Source organism: Microcoleus sp. K4-B3, assembly GCF_036704615.1.
Classification (GTDB): Bacteria; Cyanobacteriota; Cyanobacteriia; order Cyanobacteriales; family Microcoleaceae; genus Microcoleus.
Genome location: NZ_JAUBSF010000080.1, coordinates 1 through 25582, shown reverse-complemented (window position 1 = coordinate 25582; position 25582 = coordinate 1). Strand labels below are relative to the sequence as shown.

At 44.8% G+C, this 25582-nt stretch carries 19 protein-coding genes, 1 tRNA gene and 3 pseudogenes; 10 read left to right on the top strand and 13 right to left on the bottom strand.

What is annotated here, in order from left to right; all coding sequences use genetic code 11:
* Window positions 1-141: 141 nt before the first annotated feature.
* Together QUA78_RS25410 and QUA78_RS25405 are read right to left on the bottom strand one after the other, a co-directional pair.
* On the bottom strand, window positions 142-1263 hold the full coding sequence (locus tag QUA78_RS25410; protein ID WP_333305863.1) for an EAL domain-containing protein: 1122 nt from the start codon (window positions 1261-1263) through the stop codon (window positions 142-144).
* Between the two features lie 452 nt (window positions 1264-1715).
* A tRNA-Pro gene (locus QUA78_RS25405) sits at window positions 1716-1789 on the bottom strand.
* A 91-nt stretch (window positions 1790-1880) separates the two neighbouring features.
* On the opposite strand from QUA78_RS25405, the pseudogene lipA reads away from it, so the two are divergent.
* The 3 genes and pseudogenes from lipA to QUA78_RS25390 all read left to right on the top strand — a co-directional run.
* A pseudogene (lipA, locus tag QUA78_RS25400) lies at window positions 1881-2756 on the top strand (lipoyl synthase); the annotation flags it as partial.
* Window positions 2757-3704: 948 nt separating this feature from the next.
* Complete coding sequence (gene sigC, locus QUA78_RS25395) at window positions 3705-4970, top strand: RNA polymerase sigma factor SigC (protein WP_333399092.1); 1266 nt, start codon at window positions 3705-3707, stop codon at window positions 4968-4970.
* Window positions 4971-5388: 418 nt separating this feature from the next.
* On the top strand, window positions 5389-5916 hold the full coding sequence (locus QUA78_RS25390) for a transcriptional repressor (protein ID WP_006632310.1): 528 nt from the start codon (window positions 5389-5391) through the stop codon (window positions 5914-5916).
* A 178-nt stretch (window positions 5917-6094) separates the two neighbouring features.
* Here the strand turns inward: QUA78_RS25390 and QUA78_RS25385 are convergent, their stop codons facing one another.
* Together QUA78_RS25385 and QUA78_RS25380 are read right to left on the bottom strand one after the other, a co-directional pair.
* Window positions 6095-7672, bottom strand: coding sequence for a peptidoglycan-binding protein (locus tag QUA78_RS25385; protein WP_333303885.1), 1578 nt, complete (start codon window positions 7670-7672; stop codon window positions 6095-6097).
* A 527-nt stretch (window positions 7673-8199) separates the two neighbouring features.
* Entirely contained in the window at window positions 8200-8376 is a 177-nt protein-coding gene (locus QUA78_RS25380) for a hypothetical protein (protein WP_332953658.1), read from the bottom strand.
* 1530 nt (window positions 8377-9906) lie between these two features.
* On the opposite strand from QUA78_RS25380, the gene QUA78_RS25370 reads away from it, so the two are divergent.
* On the top strand, window positions 9907-10644 hold the full coding sequence (locus QUA78_RS25370; RefSeq protein WP_333303883.1) for an SGNH/GDSL hydrolase family protein: 738 nt from the start codon (window positions 9907-9909) through the stop codon (window positions 10642-10644).
* Between the two features lie 203 nt (window positions 10645-10847).
* Here the strand turns inward: QUA78_RS25370 and QUA78_RS25365 are convergent, their stop codons facing one another.
* Window positions 10848-15161, bottom strand: a complete 4314-nt coding sequence (locus QUA78_RS25365) for an amino acid adenylation domain-containing protein (RefSeq protein WP_333303882.1) — start codon at window positions 15159-15161, stop codon at window positions 10848-10850.
* A 274-nt stretch (window positions 15162-15435) separates the two neighbouring features.
* Between QUA78_RS25365 and QUA78_RS25360 the strand changes: the two are divergent.
* Window positions 15436-16270, top strand: a pseudogene (locus QUA78_RS25360) (IS5 family transposase).
* 182 nt (window positions 16271-16452) lie between these two features.
* On the opposite strand, the gene QUA78_RS25355 reads toward QUA78_RS25360, so the two are convergent.
* From QUA78_RS25355 to rpmH, 8 genes are all read right to left on the bottom strand, one after another.
* Window positions 16453-16914, bottom strand: coding sequence for an SH3 domain-containing protein (locus tag QUA78_RS25355; RefSeq protein ID WP_333303881.1), 462 nt, complete (start codon window positions 16912-16914; stop codon window positions 16453-16455).
* Window positions 16915-17082: 168 nt separating this feature from the next.
* Complete coding sequence (locus QUA78_RS25350; RefSeq protein WP_333303879.1) at window positions 17083-18591, bottom strand: AAA family ATPase; 1509 nt, start codon at window positions 18589-18591, stop codon at window positions 17083-17085.
* 6 nt (window positions 18592-18597) lie between these two features.
* Window positions 18598-19119, bottom strand: coding sequence for a YceD family protein (locus QUA78_RS25345; RefSeq protein ID WP_333303878.1), 522 nt, complete (start codon window positions 19117-19119; stop codon window positions 18598-18600).
* A 114-nt stretch (window positions 19120-19233) separates the two neighbouring features.
* Window positions 19234-19707, bottom strand: a complete 474-nt coding sequence (locus QUA78_RS25340; RefSeq protein WP_333303877.1) for a R3H domain-containing nucleic acid-binding protein — start codon at window positions 19705-19707, stop codon at window positions 19234-19236.
* Between the two features lie 11 nt (window positions 19708-19718).
* Complete coding sequence (yidC, locus tag QUA78_RS25335) at window positions 19719-20867, bottom strand: membrane protein insertase YidC (RefSeq protein ID WP_333303875.1); 1149 nt, start codon at window positions 20865-20867, stop codon at window positions 19719-19721.
* A gap of 201 nt (window positions 20868-21068) precedes the next feature.
* A complete protein-coding gene (locus QUA78_RS25330; protein ID WP_172184373.1) occupies window positions 21069-21461 on the bottom strand; it encodes a PH domain-containing protein in 393 nt (130 codons plus the stop codon).
* Window positions 21433-21837, bottom strand: a complete 405-nt coding sequence (rnpA, locus tag QUA78_RS25325; protein WP_333029826.1) for a ribonuclease P protein component — start codon at window positions 21835-21837, stop codon at window positions 21433-21435. Before rnpA ends, QUA78_RS25330 begins: the two co-directional genes overlap by 29 nt.
* A 42-nt stretch (window positions 21838-21879) precedes the next feature.
* Window positions 21880-22017, bottom strand: coding sequence for a 50S ribosomal protein L34 (gene rpmH / locus QUA78_RS25320; RefSeq protein WP_006632320.1), 138 nt, complete (start codon window positions 22015-22017; stop codon window positions 21880-21882).
* A gap of 425 nt (window positions 22018-22442) precedes the next feature.
* On the opposite strand from rpmH, the pseudogene QUA78_RS25315 reads away from it, so the two are divergent.
* The 5 genes and pseudogenes from QUA78_RS25315 to QUA78_RS25295 all read left to right on the top strand — a co-directional run bounded on the left by QUA78_RS25315 (window position 22443) and on the right by QUA78_RS25295 (window position 25524).
* Window positions 22443-23742 (top strand): annotated as a pseudogene (locus QUA78_RS25315) (IS4 family transposase).
* Window positions 23743-23795: 53 nt separating this feature from the next.
* A complete protein-coding gene (locus QUA78_RS25310; RefSeq protein ID WP_333303873.1) occupies window positions 23796-24149 on the top strand; it encodes a DUF433 domain-containing protein in 354 nt (117 codons plus the stop codon).
* The gene (locus QUA78_RS25305) at window positions 24146-24328 is read left to right on the top strand and encodes a hypothetical protein (protein ID WP_333303872.1); all 183 of its coding nucleotides are present in this window, start codon (window positions 24146-24148) and stop codon (window positions 24326-24328) included. The genes QUA78_RS25310 and QUA78_RS25305 overlap by 4 nt, the downstream gene beginning before the upstream one ends.
* Complete coding sequence (locus QUA78_RS25300) at window positions 24329-24538, top strand: hypothetical protein (protein ID WP_333303871.1); 210 nt, start codon at window positions 24329-24331, stop codon at window positions 24536-24538.
* A 320-nt stretch (window positions 24539-24858) separates the two neighbouring features.
* Complete coding sequence (locus tag QUA78_RS25295; protein WP_333303869.1) at window positions 24859-25524, top strand: hypothetical protein; 666 nt, start codon at window positions 24859-24861, stop codon at window positions 25522-25524.
* Window positions 25525-25582: the final 58 nt, after the last annotated feature.

Sequence of the window (25582 nt, the reverse complement as noted above, 5' to 3'; positions counted from 1 at the left end):
CTTTGCCTGGTAATGAATATCCGGAGGCTCTGCCTCCAAATAGTTGTCTCATTTTAATGGAGACAGAGCCTCCCGATATGCGTCCCCAGACTCGGCATGGAAACGAGAAAAATCTAGTGCCAAATCGCAACTGAAAACCATTTAAGCAGAAATAGGTAGTGGTTCAGCACCAATATAGCTCGTAACTGCGATCGGCGGAGAATTCGGCTTAGCAATCAAATAACCTTGAACAAAAGTTGCTCCCCGTTCCCGCACCCACTCAAACTCTTCCAAAGTTTCCACACCTTCAGCAACAGTTTTAATTTCTAATTGAGCGGCAATTTCTAACATCTTTTCCGTAATTAGTGCCTTATAATAATCTTGATGGACATTGCGAATCAATTGCATATCTAACTTAATAAAATCTGGACGCAGTTGGTGCATCAAATTTAAATTAGAAGAACCGCTGCCAAAATCATCTAGGGCAATTAAAAATCCCGCTTCTCGGTAAAACCTCAGAATCTTAATCAAGTGATCGAGATCGGGAGGGTGCTGAGATTCCGCTACCTCAAAAACAATATTGCTGTGGGGAATTCCAGCTTCATCAATCGCCCGCACCGTCCTTCGCAGACAGGTAGCTGGATCGTAAACCGAAGTCGGCGAAAAATTAATAAAAAGTAGTTCTTTGATATCGTAAACATGGGCTTCGCGGATAGCCCGAGTCCGGGCTAAAGCATCTAGTTGAAAAATTAGGCCTGCTGATTCTGCTTGGGCAAAAATCCGACCCGGATAAATTAAGTTTCCTTGCTCGTCAATTCCTCGGAGCAACGCTTCTTGGGCAAAAATTTTAGAAGTATCTGAGGTATAAACAATGGGCTGAAAATGTGTAGTAATGCGTTCTTCGGACAATAAATCTAACAGCCAATCAGACTGGCTGAAGTTAATAAAAGAGTCTAATGTAGTGCTGCGATAAAAATCGCTAAGTTTCGGCTGTTCAACTTCGCGCATCCACAAAACTTTTGTCTCTTTCAACTCTTGAGTGGTCAGCACCGATGATGCTAGGGTGCTAAAATTTTCTCTCGCTATTCCATCAAGGATAACGTACAAACACTTGCTCTCTTCTAAAAGCCGCAATTCAAGTTTAGCCTTGGTCAGTGCAGAAATAACCTTGTTCAGCGTGTGCGATACTGGAAACCACAGGTATAGACCTCCTCTGCCCTCTATTTTTTCGGGTACTGTTTCGCAGCCAGAGCATGAGCCGAAGGCTTTGCCACTTCTTTGCATTTGAATATCCTCCGGTTTGTGAGTTAATAAGTTTAGAACTACTAGGAAATATTTTGTATTATAAGCTCATTCAGCTATTAATACATATATCTCAAGATGTAAATCTTAAGGAACTTGTATTTAACAATTATTATTGGAGTATTTATACGTCCCTCTGGTTTCAAACGTGGCCAAATTGCTCCGCATTGACCAAGTAGGTGTCATTAAATACCATCCCAAATCCTCACAGAGGGAGAAGACAAAGACTTGTTCTATACTATCTACTGCTGCGTTGATTTTTTAGGTTTTATTCTCTAATTGCTTTTTCAAAAATAGCAGCTACAGTTTATTTTTATGTACAGGGGAATTAACAGGACGATGGCCTCGACAAATGTCAGCCGCATTACAAATATACACAGCCGATCGCCCCAAACAAACTCATTTCCTGCAGAATATCCAATTTAATTTGAAAATCGGGATGACAGGATTTGAACCTGCGACCCCCTCGTCCCGAACGAGGTGCGCTACCAAGCTGCGCTACATCCCGAATTTAGTCAATATCTTCTTAGGATATCACATTCAAGTTAAAATTTAGCAAGCTCGTATATAATGATTTGTAAAACACTACTCAGGCGGAGACAGACGTGACAGTTAAGCCCCAGTGGTTGCGAGTTAAAGCCCCCCAGTGGGAGCGCGTCGGCAACGTCAAAGAAATTTTGCGGGATTTATCCCTGAATACGGTTTGCGAGGAGGCGTCGTGTCCGAACATCGGCGAATGCTTCAACGCAGGTACTGCGACATTTTTGATTATGGGCCCGGCTTGTACCCGCGCCTGTCCTTACTGCGACATCGATTTTGAGAAAAAGCCCCAACCTCTAGATCCGACAGAACCTCAAAGATTGGCGCAAGCGGTGCAGCGGCTCAAACTCAACCACGTCGTGATTACCTCTGTCAACCGGGACGATTTGCCGGATGGGGGCGCGTCTCAGTTTGTCGAGTGCATTCAAGCGGTGCGCTGTGCGATGCCGGACACAACTATAGAAGTTTTGATTCCCGACTTGTGCGGCAACTGGCAAGCTTTAGAAATTATTCTCGCAGCCCGCCCAGACGTACTCAACCACAATACCGAAACCGTAAAGCGACTTTACCGCAAGGTGCGGCCGCAAGGAAAGTACGATCGCAGCTTAGAACTATTGCAGCGAAGTCGCGAACTCGCACCTGGGGTTTACACCAAATCCGGCATCATGGTGGGGCTCGGAGAAACAGACGCCGAAATTCGGGAGGCGATGCAAGACTTGCGGGCTGTCGCCTGCGATATTCTAACAGTTGGACAGTACCTGCAACCGACTCAAAAGCACTTAAACGTAGAAAACTTTGTGCCTCCAGAACAGTTTGATGCTTGGAGAAAGTTTGGCGAATCTTTGGGATTCTTGCAAGTTGTCGCTTCTCCCTTAACTCGCAGTTCGTATCACGCCGAACAGGTGAGGGAACTGATGAAACTTTACCCGCGCTAAGTAGGTGGCTACAAATTAACATTACATAGGGAGGGCGGGTTTTGCAGCCGTCTCCTTCCTGGTATTTGGGATCTTAACTAAACCCGCCTCTACAAGATACGATGGTTTTTTTCCGCTGACCTACTTAGCAATTTTAATTGGAGGGTTTTGCAGCCATCTACTCCCTGGTATTTGCGCTCTTAGTTAAACCGACCCCTACAAGATACTATGGTTTTTTTTCCGCTGGCCTACTTAGCAATTTTAAGTTGAGCGCTGCTGCAGGCCGCGTGCAAAAAAACAGGTTTTTGATGCTGGCGTTCTTGGGTGATGTTAACCCGGAAGCAGCAGCGAACAGCAAAAAAATTATCAGCCTCTCGCCCCCTCAAAGTCGCGACTTACGCAAAAGACATTGAGAAACCGGGTTTCTCCCTCAAACTTCTAGATTAAAACCTAGAAGTTTGAGGAAGAAACCCGGTTTTTGAGTCAGCCAATAACTCGGTAATGCGGACTGTACCAACTCTGAAGGTCATATACTGTAATGGATTAAACTTCTGCGCTCACTGCTGGGTATTTAATCAAGAGCGCCGAGTTATATAAAGTTTTATTAAAAAAATGGATAATTTTCCGAAGTGATCGGGAACCAGCTTATTGGTGATGAAGATTAACTTAACTTCTGACTAACGTCACTTGTTTCTAGCCAGTCACTATCTATACTAGCTACATAAACAAAGAAGTACAACACACTTTTCGGGCCTTCAACCTGTTACATCAGAAAGTTCTTAGCGTTTTCCAGAATCTTGGTAAAACAAGTGGGGCAGCAAAAGTTCGATCGAACAACAGCAGAAAAGTCAGGAAAGTTAGTAAAGAAACACAAAGCGGTGATGCTTCGTCTTAACAAAGTGGGCATCATAATTATAAATAGCCGCTAAGCGTAGCATCTTTTCACCCGGAGCAACTGAGAAAATCACTATGCCAGCCACCTCTTTTTACGCTGAAGCTGAATTCGACGAACAACTGCGAGTCAATCCCTTGCAAGGTGATGTGTTGGATGAAGATGCTGAAGAAGCTGGAGACGAACTGCTCGACCAAGACCCAGCAGAGACAGAAGATGCAGACCCAGCAGCCAAATTGCAAAAAAATGCCAGCCGCCGCACGACAGATTTAGTGCGCCTGTACCTCCAAGAAATAGGTCGGGTTCGTCTCTTGGGTAGAGACGAAGAAGTCTCGGAAGCTCAAAAAGTTCAGCGCTATATCAAATTGCTGGAATTACGCAACACCGTCGCCTCCCAGGAAGAAGGGCTAATTGGGCGCTTCGTGCATTTAATTGAAGTGCGCGATCGGTTAGCAGCACAGTTAGGACATAAACCTTCCCTGGAACGCTGGGCCTTAACCGCCGGCGTCGGTGACGTGCCAGAACTCAAGCGAATTATGTCCGAAGGCAAGCGCCAGTGGGCAGAGTTAGCCGAAATGACGGTCGAGACGATCGAAAGAATTCAAGCTGAAGGCGTCGAAGCTAAAGACCACATGATTAAGGCGAACCTGCGCCTGGTGGTTTCGGTGGCGAAAAAATATCAAAATCGCGGTTTAGAATTGCTCGATTTAATACAAGAAGGTACTCTAGGACTGGAGCGAGCGGTAGAAAAGTTTGATCCGACGCGGGGCTATCGGTTTAGCACCTATGCCTACTGGTGGATTCGGCAGGGAATTACGCGGGCTATTGCCACTCAAAGCCGCACCATCCGCCTCCCGGTTCACATCACCGAAAAACTTAACAAAATCAAAAAAGCCCAGCGCAAAATTTCTCAAGAAAAAGGTCGGACAGCTACGATCGAAGACATCGCTGTCGAGTTGGACATGACGGCGCCCCAAGTCCGAGAAGTTTTGCTGCGAGTCCCCCGGTCTGTTTCTTTGGAAACTAAAGTGGGCAACGAAAAAGATACAGAGTTGGGCGACTTGCTCGAAACCGACTGCGTATCGCCAGAAGAAATGCTGATGCGAGAAGCTCTGCACCGCGACTTGCAGCAACTGCTGGCAGATTTGACCAGCCGCGAGCGAGATGTAATTCTGATGCGCTTTGGTTTGGGTGACGGACACCCCTATTCGCTGGCAGAAATTGGTCGTGCTCTCGACTTGTCCCGCGAGCGAGTCCGCCAAATTGAAGCTAAAGCTTTGCAAAAACTCCGCCAACCCAAGCGCCGCAACCGCGTGCGCGACTATCTGGAGTCTCTGACTTAAATTTGGCTGGCCAGTCAGCGCGATTAATCAGGGAGCGAAGCATTTGGCACTTGTGCAGAAGGCATGAGGCATGAGGCAGAAGTAACAATATTTACTTCTAAACAACTTCTCTGTCCTCTGCAGCAAGTCAATCGATTTTAGATTTTAGATTTTAGATTTTAGATTTTAGAATTGAAGCATTGACCCCACGCATAAATTCGGGGGGCAAGTTTCATTGGATACAGGTTTTTTATTTCTGGACGGATGAATCCGGGGGCTTGTATCCTGGATGCTTTCAGTCATAAAGCTTGTTGAAAGTCAAAAAATATCAAAAACCAAATTTTTTCCTGAATCTTTTTTCAATAAGCTGCGATATTTGCAAAATATCTCGATCGTTGTGTATTATTGTCAATAGGCAGACTTTCTTGAGAGGGTCACTATGGCACTTTATACCGCGTCCTCATTCAAATCCGAACTCAATGACAAAGGCTGGCGGATGACTCCCCAACGGGAAACCATCTTGCACGTGTTTCAGAACCTCCCCAAAGGCAATCACCTGAGTGCGGAGGATTTGTACACTTTGTTAAAAAATCGCGGAGAAAACATTAGCTTGTCCACCATTTACCGAACTTTAAAGTTAATGGCAAGGATGAGCCTCCTCCGCGAACTCGAACTCGCAGAAGGTCACAAACACTATGAAATAAACCAGCCTTACCCGCATCACCACCACCACCTAGTCTGCGTTCAGTGCAACAGAACGATCGAATTTAACAACGACTCGATTTTGAAAATTGGCATGAAGCAAGCTGAAAAGTCTGGGTTGCACCTGCTAGACTGCCAGCTAACCATTCATACGGTGTGCCACGAAGCTTTGCGGATGGGATGGCCGTCTTTGGTTTCCAGCAATTGGTCTTGTCCGAGGTCGATCGCCCAGAACGGCAGCAGCGCCCCGGATTCAATCGAGTGACAGAACACTATTTTCGCATTCCAAGTACGGCTTGTTACAATTTTTAACAAAACTCTTCGGCGCAAGTGCGATTCCCAGTTACGCCGAAACCGGGCTTCTTCAGGAAAATACATAATTTCAGGAATCAGTCGGAAACCAGAAACCCGATTTCTTTGATGCAGTGTCCGCAAGTCCGCTGCTAAAAAGTTTGGCTCAACAAATCGTCGCTGCTGACCCCGTAACTGCGCTGAGCTCGATCGAGGGCGTCTCTCGTCGAAGCATCGAAAACTCCGCTGATCGAGCCTGTGTAAAAGCCGAGGTCTTGCAGCCGCCTTTGTAATTGCTGAATGCTCGATCGAGAGTTGAAACTGCTGCTAATTGGAACAGCAGGAACAGCAACCCGCCCAGCTAATCCGTTTTGGAGCGCAGCCAAAGTCGCCGGAGTGGCAATACCCGTCGCCGGTGACAAATTGCGTTCCTGCTGAAACGACAGCACCGCAAACTCGGTCTGAGCTCCAAATACTCCGTTCACCGGGCCGGGGTTTTTGCCCATACTTCTGAGCGAAGACTGAAGTTGTCGGACAGCCGTCCCAGTATCGCCCCGTCGCAGACCAGCAGCGATTTGCGGCACAGGCGCTGCGGCCTGCCTGTTGCCTTGCCGCAAAGCAGATCGAGTGCTGCGATCGACCCTTCCAGTCCCGAACAGCCCGCTATCCCTCTGAAAGCGGATCAAAGCTGCCTGAGTTGGTCGATCGAACCAACCGTGAATCTGGCTCCTGTAATAACCCAATTCTTGCAGCCGCCGCTGCATAAATTCTACTTGTCTGCCTCTGTCGCCCAACTCCAGAAAATCTTCGGCATTACTCTGTGGGTCATCTTCCTCAGTCCATGAGGTAATTTCAGCTTGCCTCATCTGGGCATCGATAGCCGTCAAAGTAGCAGTGTCAGCGCAGCCGTCAGAAACCAGATTGTAATCTTGCTGAAAACGAGTCACAGCGTAGAGAGTGCGTTCGCGAAACTTGCCGTCAACGCCGCCTTCAAAATAGCCCAAAGCTTTTAACTGCCGCTGGATCAAGTCTACCGTCGCCCCTCTGTCCCCGAACCGCAGCCCCTTGCAACCGCCATTTCCCGAAATATCCCCCGGCAGCGTAACGGGGGGAACCGGCCTGGTGGAACCAAACAGCAAAGTTAAAGTTTGCCTGTCGGCAACTCCAGTCACCCGCAGTCGATTAATTCGCTGGAAGTATCTAACGGCATTTTGAGTAACTTCGCGAAAGCTCCCTGTGGGATGCGCGCTGAAGTAGCCTAGCTGCTTCAACCTGCGCTGGAGAGCCGAAACATCTGCACCCGCGTCTCCAAAACGCAGCTCCCGATAATTTGTATAAATAGTTTTAAAAGGTCGATCGTCATCCCCGGCAAAACTGTTGAGTGCTATCACCGTAGCTCGATCGGGCCGGCCAGTCAGCGACAGTTGATAGTCTCGCTGAAAATTAGTCAGAGCTTGTTTAGTAACCGGGCCGAGCTGACCGGTGGAAGATCTGGGAAAATATCCGAGATCCCGCAACCTGTCTTGAACCGAGCGTAAATTTGGATTTCCCGGATCTATTTGAGCAAAAGCCGAACCGGCTGCACTCAAAACCGACAGCATCAAAGCCAAAGACAGCAAACCGACATAAGTCTGACTCGATAGGTTTTGCCACTTGGGCCCATCAAAAATTTTCGGCTCTGCTGGTGCTTCGCAAACAAGAGCAAGTTCGAGGTAGGCGAGGGATTCCATAACTTTTTACTGTGAATGTGAAATTGTGGGTGGGGTTTACGAGCAAACTCAAGCTGAGCTTTGGGCTGCTGTGGATCTATCAAGGCTAAGTTTTACCTGTTTGCACGAAGCACCCGTATTTGAAAAATTTTTACCTTCAAAAATAATTACAGGTAAAAACCAAGATAGCATCGCTGTTTATAGAGACGCGAGTGTTACGAAAAAAGTTGGCAGGCATAGTCTTAGCCTTTAATGCCAAAAGACAATAAGTTCTGGGGTAGTGCTGGCTAATATTTTATCTGGCAGCCGCTGAATTTACCACAAGACTTGCGCCCAGGCTGTCATCACCTTAATTTGTTGTCTGGGAAAAAGGCTGAAAGCGCAGGTTGTTTGTTAAGAAACCCGTTTTTTCATGTGGCGAGTGCGTCTAGGAAAGTACCGCTGATGGATCGAAAAACGAGCCAATAAAAATCCCCACCCTTGCTAGTTGCAAATAGGCCGGGGATTTTTTGATAAGTTGACTTTGATATTAAAAAATCGACGATAGCTTAAATTAAGCCGAACCGATCGCAAATTACAGCTACTCCCGCTGCAAAAACAGTAATTCCGATGGCTACCAGCGGGTTTTGCCCTCTGCTAACCGCAAAAGAGGTAACGACCCCAGCTCCCAGAGCGGCAGTCACTGCAGCACTAGCCAAATCTCGATCGGGACGTTTGTCGTACATATTTTTTATTGTTAGTAGCTGAAGAGCTGAAAACTTACATCTTGCGATCAAAGCTACCACTCTTGCCTCTGCGGAGGTGAAAACAGCCTGGGTTTTGCAACTAAGCTTAAAATTTTGCTAAGTTTCTTAACATACTCTCATCAATCACATAATTTAAACTTATGTTATTCATGAGTTTTTCTGTTGAGTTTTAGCTGGTGAAACCTTTTGTCTGCTGAGCTTTTATGTGAAATTGAGGAGTTGGCTGGGGCGATAGCACCCACAATGTCAGCGTCTCAGACGGCAATCCCAACTAGCGAATGAATGCAATCTTGTCTAGTAAAATCAGGAGGACTAAAGTTTAATGGCACTGCTCAAGCGAGCTCAAAAAAGCTGTAAGGCAAGATATACATATAGCGGTTCTCAAAAAAGTGAGGTATGCCCTATGCCCTATGCCCTATGCCCTATGCCCTATGCCCTATGCCCATGAGTACCTCATCTTTCTGAGAAAGGCTATAGATCGTTGCCTTACAAACCAAAATATCTCTCTAAGCGTATGCCAAATCCTGCGTCCATTCTCTTTCCAACAATTTTTACTCTTCATCGCCTTGACAAAAGGGCAGTCTGCTTGATGCCAATTTATTCCCTAATGCTAACATCACAGTTGTTTTGTTCGTCTCCAGAGGGCATGGATCGCAAAGATTGAGCGCTAGCTTACGGCACAAACTCCATTGGCATTGAGGAGTGCGACATTATTAAAGAGAGAGGGATTTTTATGGTGTGAGCCACAAGAAATTACTCAACAAGCATTATCGCTCATATTTCTAACTTTCCCGGCCATTATATTTGAAAAATTTTTCAAATAATTACTGCCTCATTTTAGTAGTTCATGGCTGTCAAGAAAATCAAGACCCTTACCCGACAGCTTACAATTTGCCTTGAGAAAGTTTTAAAATATATGGATAGCCGACGGGTCAACATTTAGTTATGATATTACAATAGTCCGGACAGTTTTTATATGGCCCAATGGCTTATACTCGCTTGACTTCGCAGCCCCTGTGGATAATTAAATCAATGTCAGCTCCACCCTTGACTTAGATTTAATTCGACTTTTTTATGCTCCTTGCGCCGCGTAAGCTTGTAGTATCGTTCCAAAAACTGTCCGGAGTATTGATATTAAAGACCAGATAATTAAGATAGGTGCTGGCACAAAAAAGACACCTTCGTACTACTCAGATCTTGCACGCCAGTCAATCAGCCTCAAAAAACTAGGTTTTTGGTCATTCGATGGAGGAAAGATCGAGGGTTGTAGAACTTTATTGAGAATGGTGCAAGATCTGAGTAGTACGAAGGTGACGGTTGCCTCATCAAGCTGACGGGGTGACAAGCAACTTGAAAGCAGCTATACAAGGGTTTAAGCCGATTAATCTCAAACGAGATGGAGGACTGCGACCGCTTAATTCGTGATGAGATAAACTGATGATAATTATGAATTACGTTAGGGTAGCATATTGATCGATCGGTTCTGTTAGTTTCCTTGCTGATACCTGTATGAAAAAACTGCTCGCGACCATTTCACTGCTATTGAATGTCATTGTCTTAACAGGGATTTTAGGATGGGCAATAAAGACGGGGTATTTAGGTAGAATCCTCGTCATGTTTAATGAAACTTATATCGAATTACCCACAGACACCCTCAGTTCTAACCCTTGGTGGGAGGATGAAGTTAAGTATCAACTCGATCTGACTAAACAAACTCAAATTGATACTTGCTTTTTTGGCGATTCTATTACCTATGGGCTGGGGAATAGCATGGGTAATGATACTTTTAATTTTGCCTTACCCGGTATGTCAACAATTTCTCAGCTTGAACAGCTAAAACAATTAACTGCCGCTCGAGTTAAATGTAAGAAAGCCATTATTGCCCTCGGTACTAATGATGCGATTTATCGAACGACGGATGCACAATTTATTAACAATATGCAGCAAATCATCAGCATTATTAGAACAAAAATGAACGCCAAAAAAGTGCTGTTAATCCCTTCATTTTACTCAACGGTTGCAGCCAGCCACGATCTCACACTAGCGGGTCCTTTGGAAAGAGTGGAAAAAATTAGATCGTTCACTCGTCAAGTGGCAGCGACAGAGAAAGTTTTGATAGTAGAAAAAGAACTTCAGCCCCTTTATGAAGGGACAGTCTTAAAAGAAAATGCAACAAAAGATGGCGTCCATCTTAACTGTGAAGGTAGAAAAATTTATCGAGGAGCCTTATTAAAAATACTGCGGTGACAACCAACTTGAAAGCCTGGCCAGACAAATAAAACCCTTGATACTGCTAGATTATAAGCTTACGTTATCACCACAACTACGGGAGAGCCGATAATCCTATCCAGCTAAAGATGCGATCGCCACTTTCTCTATTAAGCGCAGCTTAATAGAGAAATGGTATGAGCTGCTGCATACCAGAGGCAGATAGCAGCTCAGATCGCAGCCTAAAGTTTTGCTAAGGCTCGATCGATATGCAGTCTCATTTTTTCCGCCAAGAGAGGGACATTGGGTTCTTGAAGGATAGTTAGATGATTTCCAGGGATATCATATATGTCTAATCCTCCAACCAACAGTTCATTCCAATTTTCCAAAGTGCTAAAGTGACTTTCCTCCATCGCCCGGAACAAAATCGCCCTGCCTGGGTAAGGCTGTGGCCTGTAACTGTTGAAAGCGTAATCCCGAAACTCTAGTCGAGGATCTACATTATTAATGTTAGAAGTCGATTTAGTCGGAGATTCTAGCTTTTGGAAAACATAGGAAATCCCTTCTTGGCGCAGCTTTTTGGCATGAAGAGCAACCCTCTGACTCAATGACATTTTGTTTTTCCCTGGAATCGCACTATCCAAAAGGCACAGTAAAGCTACTTCCTCACCCTGTAAATGAAGTTGATGTGCCATTTCAAAGGCTACTAAGCCACCCAATGACTCACCCGCTAGGAGGTAAGGACCTGTCGGCTGATGTCTTTGGATCTCTTTGAGATAGCGAGTTGCCATATCTGCAACACTCACTACATCCGTTGGTGATTTGTCAAGTTTCTCCTTTTGGAACATATTGACTTCCTCGTTGAGATAGATTCCATAACAAGTCTGGTCTTCGCCGAGGTGTCTTGACAAATCATAGTAAAGGAATATGCCGTAAATGAAGAATAAAGGCAGTTTGGAACTGCCTTCCTGAATCGTGACTAAAGCCTGCGCCGAAGACAAGCATCCTTGTTCGCGAAGGGTGTTAGCCAACTGCTGAATCGTTGGCGATTGGAAAAGGATAGCTAAAGATAGCTCTTGCTTGTAGGTTTCCTCTATTTCACGCATTAGCGATATCGCTAATAGGGAATGTCCTCCCAGCTCGAAGAAATTATCTGTCGTACTGATGGGTGAAGTATGCAATACTTTTTCCCAAATTTTGATAAGTTGAACTTCCAAATCATCCTGGGGCTTGGCAAATTCTCTTGGCTTTTCTTGCGTTGCTTGAGTTGTAGTGGCGGGCGGATATAGAGGCGTTGGAGTGGCGGGTGTGATTGGTGGTTGGGCAGATTGTTGAGGTGCAGGTAGAGCTTTACGATCGACCTTACCATTAGGTGTTAGAGGTAGAGCTTCCAAGAAAACGAAGATAGACGGCACCATATATTCTGGTACATACTCCTTGAGCAGACTTCGCAGTTCTTGGATGGTTGGGTTCTGATTGTTGACGGCGACAATATAACTCACTAGACGCTTGTCGCCAGGAAAATCTTCCCTGACGAGGACCACCGCCTGCTGCACATTGGGATGTTTGACCAAAACAGACTCGATTTCACCGAGTTCGATGCGAAAACCGCGAATTTTGACTTGAAAATCTAGGCGACCCAAACACTCAATATTTCCATCTGGCAAATAACGCGCTAAGTCCCCCGTCTTGTAGATTCGTTCGGTGTCCCGAAAGGGATTAGGAATAAATTTCTCTGTCGTTAAATCGTCACGTTGCAAATAGCCTCGGGCTAATCCTGAACCACCAATATGTAATTCCCCAGCCACCCCAACGGGAACGGGTTGTAACAGAGGATCTAAGATGTAGATATCGGTGTTGGCGATCGGCTTACCAATTAAAATTCGCTGTTGGGCATCTTTGATTTGATAAACCGTTGACCAAACTGTTGTTTCTGTCGGCCCGTACATATTCCAAAGTTCCGTACCTTTGGTTAACAATTGGGCAGCCAATTCTTTAGGCATGGCTTCCCCACCGGAGAGCATTTTCATAGGGGACTGACCTTCCCAACCCGATTCCAGCAATAATCGCCAAGTCGCTGGGGTCGCTTGCAGGATCGTAATCCCCGATTGGGCGATCGTCTTTAATAACTTTCTGCCATCCATGGCAGCTTCCCGACTCAGGATGACAACCTGCGCTCCCACAGTCAGGGGTAAGTACAGTTCTAAGACTGCAATATCAAAAGAGAGAGTGGTGACAGACAGCAAAATATCCGCCTCACAGATTCCCGGTTGCTCGCGCATCGAATTTAAAAAATTGACTGCCCCGCGGTGAAGAACTTGTACGCCTTTGGGCTTACCCGTAGAACCAGACGTGTAAATGACGTAGGCCATATTTTCTGGCGTAACACTTGCGATCGGTGTTTCCTGGCTCTCTTGAGCAATCAGGGGCCAATCCGTATCCAAACAGATCACCAATGCTTCTTTGGTAGGCAGGTTCTTGACAAGCCGCTGTTGTGTTAACAATACTTTGGCTTGGGAATTCTCGATCATGTATTCCACGCGATCGGGAGGGTAGTTCGGGTCTATGGGAACATAGGCTCCGCCCGCCTTCAGCACACCTAATAATCCCACCAGCATTTCCAGAGAACGATCGACACAAATGCCAACTAAATCATCTGGTTTTACCCCTTTTTTTTGTAAATAGTGGGCCAGTTGATTGGAGCGTTGATGCAGTTCTTGGTAAGTTAATGTTTTACCTTCAAAGGAAACCGCAATTTTCTCTGGAGTTGCTTCTGCTTGTTGAGTCACTAAGTGGTGGAGGCATCGATATTGTGACTCATCTGTTTGAGTCTGATTCCATTCCACAAGCAACAAATTTTTCTCTTTGTCTGGCAACAACGGCAATGCAGAAATCGGTTGTTGTGCATGAGCCACAATCCCAGCCAACAAAATCTGGAAATGCTCGTTCATTCGTTCAATGGTTTCTGCATCAAACAAATCCGTGCTGTAAGACCAACTCCCCTCCAATCCTTCGCTGGTTGGTTTTAAGAATAAAGTTAAGTCAAATTTTCCTTCGTTGTTTTCAATCACCCAAGGACTTGCGGTTAATCTTGACAGATCGATCCTTTGGAATGGAATATTTTCCTCAAAGACAAAGGTCACTTGAAACAGAGGAGAATAGCTCAAGTCGATATCCGGACAAAATTCATCGACCAACAAACAATAGGGTACATCTTGATAGGCTTGCGCTAACAAAACGACTTTCCGCACTCGTCCCAGAAACTCTGGGAACGTGGGATTACCCGACATATCTGTACGAAGGGGGACGGCATTGACAAAATTTTCTGCATTCACACGGCTCACAAAGGGGGAGCCAACAATCACGTCTTCGGTACCTGTGTAGCGATACAGCAAAATATTAAAGGCAGCTAACAGGGTTGTTGAGAGAGTGACCCCTTCCTGCCCGCCCAATATACCTAAGGCAGTCGTGATTTCTTGAGAAATGCCAAAAGACAGAGAAGCTCCCCGAAAGGATTGCTCTGGGGGGCGTGGCCGGTCAGTGGGGAGGGGCAATAAAGGGGGAGCACCCGCAAGTTGTTTTTGCCAATAGGCGAGGGAGTCTTGAAGGGGGAGCTTTCGTAGCTCTGACATCAGAGTTGTATAGGATGTTTCGTAGATTGCCCGATCGATACATTGCAATTTGGGATCGTAATACAAGATTAATCTCAGAATCCCCAAGGCTGCGACCCATTCTTTAGATCGTATATATCTCTGGATTTCGTAAGGCAATCGATCGCCAAAAAGCTTAGTCCAAGATTTTTTACCTTGTTCGTATGCCGCTATATATTCTTCTTTTCCAGTCTGTTGAATGTAACTCCATTGCCGACCGTGAGATAGTCTTGCCTGGATCAGCATTTTTGCCGATTTACTAGATAGGTTATTGCCAGTGTAGCGATATTTAGAAACGACTTCACCGTGAAAATATATCGGAAATTCACGGGCCACCCGCAGAAATAAATTGATATCTTCCATCGGCACTAGACTTGGATCAAATGCACCAACAGACTCAAGAGAGACGGACTCCAGAGCAAAACGGCGAAACATAATACAACCGCATTGAATCTTATGCTGGGCAGCTAAAATGGTTTCATAATTAGCAACTTCATGCTGATTTTCATATTTCTCTTCTACTTTGTAGGAGCCATCAGCTTGAATGGAATAGAAGAAATAACGACCAAATACAAAGCCCACCTCTGGCAGGGCGTTGATGTGCTTGACTCCAATCTCAATCGCTTCAAGTAAAAGGCAGTCATCACTATCCAGGAAGACAATATACTCTCCTGTACTAACCCGCAGACCAGTATTGCGTGCAGCAGCAACGCCTTGGTTGTGTTGATAGACGTATTGTACTGTCGGGTAGCGATCGCAGACTTCTTTCGTATCATCAGTAGAGCCATCGTCTACTACAATGACCTCAAAAGGAGGGTAACTCTGTTCAAGTACGCTCTTAATTGCTTCCGGTAAAAATTGGGCGCTGTTATAGGAGGGAATTACTACTGATACGTTTTTGGTCATTTTCTATACTTCCAAACTTGTGTTAAAGGTCACTCGCTGCAGCCAGTATTAACAATTTACCTCTCCGAAACCTATCTGTCCAGACATCCATCTCTCACAACACTGTAAAGGCAGGGGAAACGTCCCGATTTGGCGAGAGGGAGAGGGCTTTACTATCCTGCTCTGGCAATTGGGTCGATCGATCTGCACAGGTAATTAAGACTTTGAGGCATTAGACCTCTTGCGAAAGTGCGCTCGTTCTAGGTAAAATAAAAGAAAAAATTAGCTTAATAATATGAATTACGAACAATTACAAAAGTTAACCCCCAAAGACTTTAAACGCTACTGTGGAGTACATCAAGAGACATTCAAAGAGATGGTAAAAATAGTCAAAGCGGAAAAAATACTTCAAAAAAAATCAGTCAGACCAAGTAAATTGTGCGTATCAGACCAAATCTTAATGACATTATCCTATTTGCGAGAATATCCTACTTTTTTTCATCTGGGAATTAAATGGGGTATTAATGAATCAAATGCTGATCGAATTGTAATTAGAACTGAGAAAGCTTTAATAAATTCAGGTTTATTTAATTTACCTGGAAAAAATTTTTATCAAAGTCAAAATGAGATAGAAACTGTAGCGGTGGATGTGTCAGAGCATGAAATAGAGCGTCCCCAAAAAAAGCAAAAGAAATATTATAGTGGCCAGCAAAAATATCATACAATAAAATCGCAAGTTTTAGCCAACACAAAAAGTACCGAAATAATATGTACAGCTTTTAGTAACGGGAAAACGCATTATTTTAGTTTGTTTAAAAAAAGCAAGATCGGGATGAATGAAGAACTTGAACTTTTAGGTGATCGAGGTTATCAAGGAATCAAAAAGATTCATACTAACTAATAGTAGAACACCACTCAAAAAAATAAAAAATAAAAAACTGAGTCAAGCCGAAAAAGTTTGAAATTGGCAACTAGCAAAATCCAGAATTATTATTGAAAATATACATCGAAGTTTAAATATATTTAGAATACTTTCATCAAGATATCGAAATCGAAGAAGACGCTTCGGATTAAGATTTAATTTGATCGCTGGTATTTATAATTATGAACTTTCTTTGAAGACAAATTAGCGCTCGCCTGAGACTTTCGCAAGAGGTCTATTGCCGTCTCATTTCATCGTCCGAGAAGTCTGCGATGCCTATAAAACGCCGTGGATGAGCGAGTTGAGCGTATCATTGCAGTCACAACATTGCTCTCCTGCCAAACGCTACACTGTTCAACAGTTAACTCTTTGATATGGACTGCGCTGGTCCTATTCGTCCTCAACTTTTTCAGTATTGCCACCCTTGACCCAACCTTCGCGATTGCCATCCTCAACCCGAATTCGCTGCCACTCTTTATCCGGCGACTCTTCCAAAACCACGACTTTTTCCTTGTAACCAACACCGCCAATGCGGTTCGAGTCTCGGCTACCAGTATCCCGCAGAATTAAGCCGATCGGCTGAGTCACCATCGCTCGGTAAGCTCCCGGTTCCAGCGGTTTCGGAGACGGGGCATCGCTAGATGTAGAAACAGCACTAGCCTGGGCTGTTGAATTCGGCGCACTGCCTGCAACCTGAACAGGTGTTTTGTCGTTGGGAAAAACAGGTCTTTCGGGCACAGTAGTTAGCTTAGCGGCAAAGTAAAGTGCAGCCGCCACGCTAGCACCTGCCATCAGGACGATCGCTAGCAGAAAACCCACTAAAAATTTGAAAACGCTATATAGACTGTTCATAAAACCGCAAATGAAGGAAGAAGGAAGAAGGAAGAAGGAAGAAGGAAGAAGGAAGAAGGAAGAGGGAAGAAGGTTGACTGTTGAGTGTTGACTGCTGAATGTTGAGTAAAATCTGGTAACTGCCAACTGACAACTGGCTACTAACTACTGACTACTGACTTCAAAAGCTTACCCCTGAATCCGGCGACTCAAACTGCCGTATCTAGAAGCAAGGCGAGCTTTCCCAGCAGCGGCCCAATCTTGGAGAAACTGAATTTGTTCTTGAGCCGTTCTGGCTAAAGGCACCATCTGACTAGCTGATTCTAAAATATCATCTGTCGTAAAGTCTCGATTTTGGCTAAATCCAATGTGCATTGCTTCAATCAAAGTTTGCTCGATTTCGGCCCCTGAAAAATCGGGAGTTTCGTAAGCCAAGCGCTCTACATCGTAATTTTTGATGCTGTGCGATCGCAACCGCAACAAATGTACCTCAAAAATCGCCCTCCGTTCCTCCTGGCTGGGCAAACCCACAAAAAATATTTCGTCAAACCTGCCTTTTCTCAGCATTTCTGGTGGCAAAGACTGGATGTTGTTGGCTGTTGCTACCACAAACACCGGTGAAGTTTTTTCGGCCAACCAAGTAATAAAAGTCCCGAACACCCGGCTGGTTGTCCCGGAATCCCCTTTACCGTCCAATCCCCCAAAAGCTTTGTCAATCTCGTCAATCCACAGCACGCAAGGCGCCAAAGCTTCCGCTAGCTGAATCATTTGCCTGGTGCGCGATTCCGATTCTCCGACTAAGCCGGCAAACAAGCGCCCGACATCCAACCGCAGCAAAGGCAAATGCCAGTGGTGGGCGATCGCCTTTGCTGTTAAGGATTTTCCGGTTCCTTGAATTCCGACTAACAACAAACCTCTGGGATGCGGCAAACCGTATTGGCGGGCTCGATCGGAAAAAGCACCGCCGCGCCGCAGCAGCCATTCTTTGAGATTGTCCAAACCGCCGATATCGGAGATATTTTCGCGGGCTGGGTAAAAATCTAGAATTTGAGTTTGGCGAATTGTTTGGCGCTTTTCTTCTAAAATTAGTTCCGCGTCGTCGGGATGGAGTTCGCCTCTGGTGGCGATCGCCTTTGCCAAAACTCTGCGGATTCGTTCGATCGACAGCCCTTGACAGGAGCGCACTGTTTCGTCCAGCAAACGCCCTTCAATCGCTTGTCCGGTAGCCCCTAGCAGCCTTTCCACCTCAATTTTGATTTCCGCCGCCGCAGGCAGGGGAAATTCCAAAACAGTCATCACTTCGCTGAGGTCTTCCGGGATCGAAATTAGAGGAGATACGATGACAATATTTTTGGGTACAGATTTGAGGAGTCTCGCCAAATTCCGCAGCTTGCGGGAAATCGAGACATCTTCTAAAAACCGCTGAAAGTCCCGCAGAATAAAGATTGCAGGGGCGGATGCAGGCAATTTTTCCAGAAATTCCAAAGCTTGCAGGGGGTTGCGCTTGCCAAAACCGGCATCGTTGGGATTACCTTGGTAGCCGTCCACAAAATCCCAGATGTAGACAGCGCGAGAACCTTGTTTTTTGGCGCATTGGGCGATCGCCACTTCTACGCGCTCTTCTTCCCGTGTGGGAATGTAAATTAGGGGGTAGCGCGATCGCAGCAGCAGTTCAAACTCGTCGCTAAAAATAGTCATTAGTTATTAGTCAACCGACGAAGGCAATTGCCGTTTAAGTGCTGCCAGAGAAGCCCAGCGACTGTCTGATGCAGCTTCTGAGCTTTCTGTCTCTGCATCGTTTAAACTTATTCCCGGACATTGAGCATCGCATAGCTGTTTGTGTGGCAGTTCCAAACACATTTGCTCGTACACCCAATCGCCCGGAGAGAAATAGCCACCTGGCGACAAATTTTCCACCAAATCTTCTAAAGCAACTTCTATTTCTGCTGAGCTTGAATCTGTCTGATTTGCTGTTTCTTCGAGCCAGATTAGTTCAGATGAGTTGAGTGCCAAACGGTGATTGTATTGTTTCAAGCATCTGTGGCAGGTGAGAGTAACAATTGTTTCTGCTTTCGCCTTCACCTCAAGATAATTCCCTTGGTGAGTCACTTGCAGTCGCCCCCGCACCGGAGTAAGAGTTTCTAAATCGGGGATAAATTCTTCAAAATCAATTACCTCTTTCCGCTCAGTTTTTGTGAGTAGATGAGGGATATAAATTGTCTCCATAATAATCTTTCGCCGTTTTATTATGCTTGCCTCAATGCAAAAGTCAAAAGTCAAAAGGAATAGCTAATTTTTCGCTTTTTCCTTTTTCCTTTTTCCTTTTTTCTCTTTTTATTGTCAGCGCAGCCGCACTACCAAACGCCGATCGGGTTCTTGTCCTTGACTGTAAGTTTCTATGTCCTCACATTCGCTCAAAAAGCTGTGGACTTGACGGCGTTCTGCCGAAGACAGCGATTTGAGTTCAAATTCAACTCCCGTCGAACGCGCTTGATCGGCTGCGTACTCTGCCATCGAGCGCAATTCCTCTTGGCGGCGGATGCGATAGCCATTGAGTTCAACTGTATAAGGAAGTGACTCCTCTACTTCCTGACCTATATTCTGAACCGTGTTGCAGAGGTACTGAATGGCATCTATTACATTACCGTCAGGCCCGACTAAAATTGCAACTTGTTCTGCAGTAAGATTGCTTTCATCTATTGTCATCCAATAGCAATCTTTTTGTTGTTCGCCTACCACTTTTGACGGAATGGCGGACAGTTGTAACAATTCTTCTAACCATTGCTGTCCGCGCTGCATTTGAGAATCTTTCATTGTTGTTAAAATCAAGCCTTTTTCTTAGAACGCTTGGGCTCAAAGGGAAGTGCATCTAATCCCTGTTCTTTTTGGGTTTTTGCCTCTGCTTCGTCCACTATTTTTTGCAGGTTTTCTGGCAGCGGTTCTCGCGACAAAATAAACGATTGAACTGTCTGGAAGATGTTAGCAATCAGCATATACATCAACACGCCAGCAGGCAGCGGGAAGAACAAAAACATCCCCGAAAATATGACTGGCGTCAGTTTGTTAACTGTAGCCTGTTGGGGGTTGTCGTTTGGCCCTTGTGCTTGTCCCGAAAGGGTTTGGTTGATATATAAACTGATGCCGAAGCCCAGAATCATCACCAAAATATCCCAGTGGATTGTACCGTCTGAGTCGATCGCCCCAACGCGGCCTAGAGCTTCAATAAACAGGAATCCTTTGTTAGTAGCCAATCCGGGGATTGTGCCTTGAACTGTGGCTTCACCGGGCGCTAAGGCCGTGATGTTGCCCTGTTCATCTACCTTGACCAGTTCTTCGCCTTTGATGACTTTCCAGCGGGGTTCAAAGTCGATTTCGCTCTTATTTTCTGCCGCTAAAACTTTGAGAGGTTTGCCCTCTGGGGTTTGAAAATCAATCTTTGTTGTGTCGCCGACTGCGAGTTTGTCGCCACCTGGAATTACGCCCACAACTGGAGCATGAAAAGTACCTGTGACGTAAATATTTTGGGGCGGTGTAGCAAAGGCTTGCGGTTGAACAGTTTCGATTTGTTCTTTCGGCAAAACTTGAACGTTGACGCTGTAATTTATGTCAGAAAACGGCGAACCCCGTAGCGTTGCAAACAGTGCAAACAGCACTGGCATTTGCAGCACCAACGGGAAGCATCCTGCTAGAGGATTGCCGAATTCTTTGTATACTTTGCTCATTTCCTCCTGCTGTTTTGCAGGATTTTCTTTATACAGTTTTTGAATTTGATCTACTCGCTCTTTCATCAAAGGCTGCGCTACTTTCATGCGCCGCATATTGCGAAGAGAGCCTGCGTTGAGAGGATAAAGAGCAAAGCGAATCACGAGCGTCAGTGCTACGATCGCTAAACCGTAGCTTGGCACGATCCCGTAGAAAAAATCTAGGATCGGCAGCATTAGGTTGTTGGAGAGAAACGAGATACCAAAATCCATTCGCTTTGAGTTAATTTAGGTGCTCTATGTTTGCTGTTGAGAACTATTTTTACCCGCTTAAGGCGAGCCGCCTCAATTTTCAGGGTTTTGTCTCTATCTTAGGACATGGCCCGTCGATCGACCGCCCGCTAGCGGTTTGTTGTAATGAGTTTGCCAATACTCGCACTGACTTTACCCTGATTTGAGGGCAAAGCGGTTCGGTTATTTAGCTTGGGCCGCGTTTGCTTTTTGAGCTGCTGCGGGCAGTTTTTCGTTAATGTAGTCATACATTGCTCGAAATTTCGGAATAGCCCTGAGTTCCAAGCGGCTGCCATTTTTCATGGTCAGCACCATGTCTCCGTAAGTCCCGAAACCGCGAGGTACTGTGACGATTTTGACTATATCTGAGTAGATAACGTCTGTCTGATCGCCCCCCATCCAACCGCTGGTGACGGACACTCGGCGGCTCGTGATCCGATACCGCAGCCACAGAGCCCGGACAATTGCTCCTACTGCGAGGGGGATTCCGACGACTGTCAGCCCTAGGAGTAAGTTGATGATCAAGTCTCCCGGCGCGGGGCCGCCTTCATAATATACTTCCTCTCGAATTCCCATCTAGTACCTCGGCTTCTACCAACAACTGCTCTAATTCTTGCAGAATTTCTGCATAATTGCACTCTTGTGCGATCGGACGCACGACAATTACTAAATCCCACCCGAATTTTAATCTGGGCAATAGCTGTCGCAAAGCTGCCCGAATCTGACGCTTAATCCGGTTGCGGACTACAGCGCGTTTGCTGACTTTCAGGCTGATGGAAATGCCTGTGCGAGTGGGCTGCAAGGATTTTTCGGCTGTCGGTTTCGCAAATTCGGCGCTTTTGGGTTTACGCAGAGCTCTTAAGCTGAAATGGGCCGAGTTACGGCGCATTCCCTTGCGGTATACGGCGCTGAAGTCTTTTCGGTGCTTGAGTCGGTTTGTCTCGGGCAACATGGCGTAGGGCGATCGTTGAGGCCTCTCAACTTTGATGCAGTGCTAGACTGCGAGGCGGTGGCGACCTTTGCTGCGGCGGGCTTTGATTACCAATCGACCTGTTGCGGTACGCATTCTGGCGCGAAAACCGGATGTTCTTTTTCTTTTGCGGCTGGTTCCGTGCAGGGTTTGCTGTGTCATTTTGATTTCTCCGGGCTTGTTACTTTACTTTTGATTAATATTCACAATCTTCTAGTTTACCATAGAGTTGTTCAGTTTACAAATAATTTTAAATTGATGATATTAGTTTGTGGGTAATTCCCAGAAACCCGGTTTCTTTCGAGATATTTCGTATCCCAATTAAGATTATCCAAGAAACCGGGTTTCTTAGCGTGTGGTTAATTCCCAGAAAAAGGTAATATGGATGTAGTTTTTGGAGGGTTAGGGATATGACTCCACAACCCATTAGTGACAAGTTAAGGTGATGGGTAAATTGTCAAGGGGGTATTTACATTGGTTAAAAAATAGATGAAACTCAGAATAGGCAAGTAGTTGAGCAATTATGACCAGCCATGACCAAGACCAGAACTACCAATCGGGACCACGCGAAAAAGAAACAACGACCACTGATAGAGGATGAAGTAATTGCCCAGCAACTCGAAGCATTACTGACACCAGCCATGCTCCATCAGGAAAATTCCTACCGTCAGCTAAAACTTCGGGACCGAATTCTCAACTTGCCATTGATGATGGCTGCGGTCTTAACCTTACTCTGGCGAGACGTAGCAGGAGTAAGAGAACTGACCAGAATGTTAACGAGAGACGGCTTTCTGTGGTGTAATCCCACTCAAGTCAGCCAACAAGCACTGTCGAGCGAGATTTTTGACCTTTCGGGCCGAGTTATTTGAACAAGTATTTAAAGATTTATTGCCAAGGTTAAGAACAAATTGGCAGAGCAGAAATCAACGAACCTTACCAGAAAGTATTCAGTTTACATTAACAAGATTTGAGCAGATTTGGATTATAGATAGTTCAATATTAGAGGCATTATTTCGGAAATTATCAAACTTAGAGGAAGCTAAAATAGGACAATTGGCGGGGAAAATAAGTACAGTAATTGATCTAGTAACTAGATTGCCAGTCGAAATTTGGTTTACCGAAAATGCGAAAAAATCTGATGTAAAACTTGAAGAAAATATCCTCAATTTAGTCAGCGAAAATACGTTATTACTATTAGATAGAGGCTTTTATCACTTTAATTTTTGGTTAAAATTAATCGAGCAAAAGGTTAACTTTATTACCCGAATAAAGAAAGGAGCCGCCATCAAAGTAGAGGAAGTATTTACCGATAGTTATGGACTGCGAGACCGTAAGATACGTTTGGGGTCTGGAACAAAGAAAACTCCGTTTATTACCTTACGTTTGATTGAAGTTCGTTCAGAAAAAACCGGGCATTCTTATTTAACAAGTGTGCTAGAGCCAGAAAAATTACCCCCTTATGTAGTAGCAGATTTGTATCGAAGACGTTGGCGGATTGAAGAAGCTTTTAATATTGTAAAAAGGCTGTTAGATTTAAGCTATTTATGGACGGGTTCAATCAATGGGATTAAATTACAGATTTGGGCAACTTGGTTATTTTATGCAGTTTTAGTAGATTTAGGTGATGCGGTAGCTGATGAACTAGCTCTACCTTTTGAGCAGATTTCTTTAGAAATGATTTATCGCGGTCTTTATCATTTTACTATGGCTCATCATAAAGGTAAAGCAACAGATCCAATCAAGTATTTTGCTGACCCCCAAAATCGAGATTTAGGCATTATTAAACAGCAGCGAAAACCGAATGTTAAGTTAATTATTGCCCCTTTTCCTGAAAAGCAACGAGGGTCTGACCAATTCTTTTTTAAGAACTCTCCGAAAGCCTCTTGACAAAAGACTTACAGCCTTAACTTGTCACCAATGCTCCACAACCTAATGGAAAAGTGACGATCGTCGGCACAGAAAGGGGGCTTACGATCGCGGGAACACGCATAACTCTTTATGATGTAATAGATCATCTCAAAGCCCAGTATCCCCCTAAATTCATTCGTGACGTATTTAACCTTACGGATGAGCAGTTACGCGCTGCCCTGTCCTACATTGAGGCGCACCAGACAGATGTAGAAGCTGAGTACCAAGAAGTTTTGAAATCAGCCGAAGAAACTCGGCAATACTGGGAAGAGCGCAACCGCGAACGCTTTGCTCGCATCGCGGCAACTCCTCCTCGCTCTGAATATGAAGCTGTGCGAGTCAAACTTCAGGAACGCAGAGCGCAGCGGGAAGCCACAAAGCAATGATGATTCTGGCTGACTACAATTTGAATCGGCAAGCTCTCTTACTTTCTGGAAGTCTGGTGGCAGGAGGGTGGTTAGATATTACTCCCATTCGGTTAGTGACATTTCAAGACATTGGCTTACCATCTAATAGCGACGATCGAGTCGTTTGGCAATTGGCTCAATTTAATCAGATGCTTTGATTGACAGCAAACCGTAATGCAAAGGGTGAAGACTCTCTGGAACAAATGATGCGGGAAGAAAATGAGCCAACTTCATTTCCAATTATCACGATTAGCGATCCCGATCGGGTTAACGAATATGATTATCGAGAGCGTTGTGTTGAAAAGCTTGTAGAAATCGCGATCGATATCCAATACTATATGGGAGCAGGTAGGTTATTTATTCCGTAAACATATCTATTTAAGTTGATGACTAGAACAATTGTCAGTTCACCGATATAAAATAAAGATAGCTTTTTTAAGTGCGACGGCTTAAGTGTTTGGGTCGAATCCTACGGCGAACTCGATCGAGGAAGGGAGATTCTGATGGGGAGTAAGAAGGGGTTGACATTACATCATTAAGCTGCGGTATTTTCCGATTATAATGGTATTATACCGCAACTGCGATACAATTATAAGTTATACAGCTTGCATTGCTGGTATGGAGGTACTCGGAGATTGATCGTTGAGTATTTAAGATGGTTTGATAATCGCTAAGAGGTAAGGACAACGTGAAAGAAGTTTTGACCGCAATAATTTCAGCATTTACCTCGGTTTTAGTTGTACTTGTTACCTACGGACTCAACTCTTACCGTGAAAATAAAGCTAAAGATAAACAGGAAGCTGACAGAATTATTTCGACTTATTTAAACCCTTTAAGATTCTACTTAGTTGAAAACTATTTTCGTTTCTCTGAAATTTTGAAAAAGATAGCTAACGATGGTGAAAAGCACGAAAAATTGCTTTATATAACTAATGTTAAAGAAATTTCTGAACAATCGCCTGAATGGTTTAACAATTACGGCTGCTACTTGATCTCATCATGCTACATGACAGCTCGTTTATTTTATCAGTTAGATAAGATCAGGCAAGAGCTTTCATATCTTCGACTTAGCAAAAAAGATGATACAGAGCTTATAACTCTAATAACGATACTAAGTCGTTGTTTTAGACAAGATTACGGAATCTATTACTTGATACAGCCAAGCATTGGAAACGATATGTATCTTGCAAGCGAGAAAAGGTTGATAACCTATCGTGAGTTTTGTCAATTGCTGCAAAATCCAGAAACTAGAGTCTGGTTTGATAGATTGCTGAATTTTTATATAGAGACAGGGCAAGGGCAGAAGTTGAAGAGAATTGAAGATATTATGGGTGCTAAGCTGTTGTGCATTTAAAACGCATATTGTATTATACAATATAACCATATTTATGAAAAGTCAATGCCTAGTAAAA

Bases quoted from the DNA above. Each gene is read 5' to 3' on its own strand.
- QUA78_RS25355 (WP_333303881.1), bottom strand. From the start codon at position 16,914: ATGAACAGTCTATATAGCGTTTTCAAATTTTTAGTGGGTTTTCTGCTA.
- yidC (WP_333303875.1), bottom strand. From the start codon at position 20,867: ATGGATTTTGGTATCTCGTTTCTCTCCAACAACCTAATGCTGCCGATC.
- QUA78_RS25410 (WP_333305863.1), bottom strand. From the start codon at position 1,263: ATGCAAAGAAGTGGCAAAGCCTTCGGCTCATGCTCTGGCTGCGAAACA.
- QUA78_RS25385 (WP_333303885.1), bottom strand. From the start codon at position 7,672: ATGGAATCCCTCGCCTACCTCGAACTTGCTCTTGTTTGCGAAGCACCA.
- sigC (WP_333399092.1), top strand. From the start codon at position 3,705: ATGCCAGCCACCTCTTTTTACGCTGAAGCTGAATTCGACGAACAACTG.
- QUA78_RS25390 (WP_006632310.1), top strand. From the start codon at position 5,389: ATGGCACTTTATACCGCGTCCTCATTCAAATCCGAACTCAATGACAAA.
- QUA78_RS25380 (WP_332953658.1), bottom strand. From the start codon at position 8,376: ATGTACGACAAACGTCCCGATCGAGATTTGGCTAGTGCTGCAGTGACT.
- QUA78_RS25340 (WP_333303877.1), bottom strand. From the start codon at position 19,707: ATGAAAGATTCTCAAATGCAGCGCGGACAGCAATGGTTAGAAGAATTG.
- QUA78_RS25330 (WP_172184373.1), bottom strand. From the start codon at position 21,461: ATGGGAATTCGAGAGGAAGTATATTATGAAGGCGGCCCCGCGCCGGGA.
- rpmH (WP_006632320.1), bottom strand. From the start codon at position 22,017: ATGACACAGCAAACCCTGCACGGAACCAGCCGCAAAAGAAAAAGAACA.
- QUA78_RS25350 (WP_333303879.1), bottom strand. From the start codon at position 18,591: ATGACTATTTTTAGCGACGAGTTTGAACTGCTGCTGCGATCGCGCTAC.
- QUA78_RS25345 (WP_333303878.1), bottom strand. From the start codon at position 19,119: ATGGAGACAATTTATATCCCTCATCTACTCACAAAAACTGAGCGGAAA.
- rnpA (WP_333029826.1), bottom strand. From the start codon at position 21,837: ATGTTGCCCGAGACAAACCGACTCAAGCACCGAAAAGACTTCAGCGCC.
- QUA78_RS25365 (WP_333303882.1), bottom strand. From the start codon at position 15,161: ATGACCAAAAACGTATCAGTAGTAATTCCCTCCTATAACAGCGCCCAA.
- QUA78_RS25370 (WP_333303883.1), top strand. From the start codon at position 9,907: ATGAAAAAACTGCTCGCGACCATTTCACTGCTATTGAATGTCATTGTC.
- QUA78_RS25305 (WP_333303872.1), top strand. From the start codon at position 24,146: ATGATGATTCTGGCTGACTACAATTTGAATCGGCAAGCTCTCTTACTT.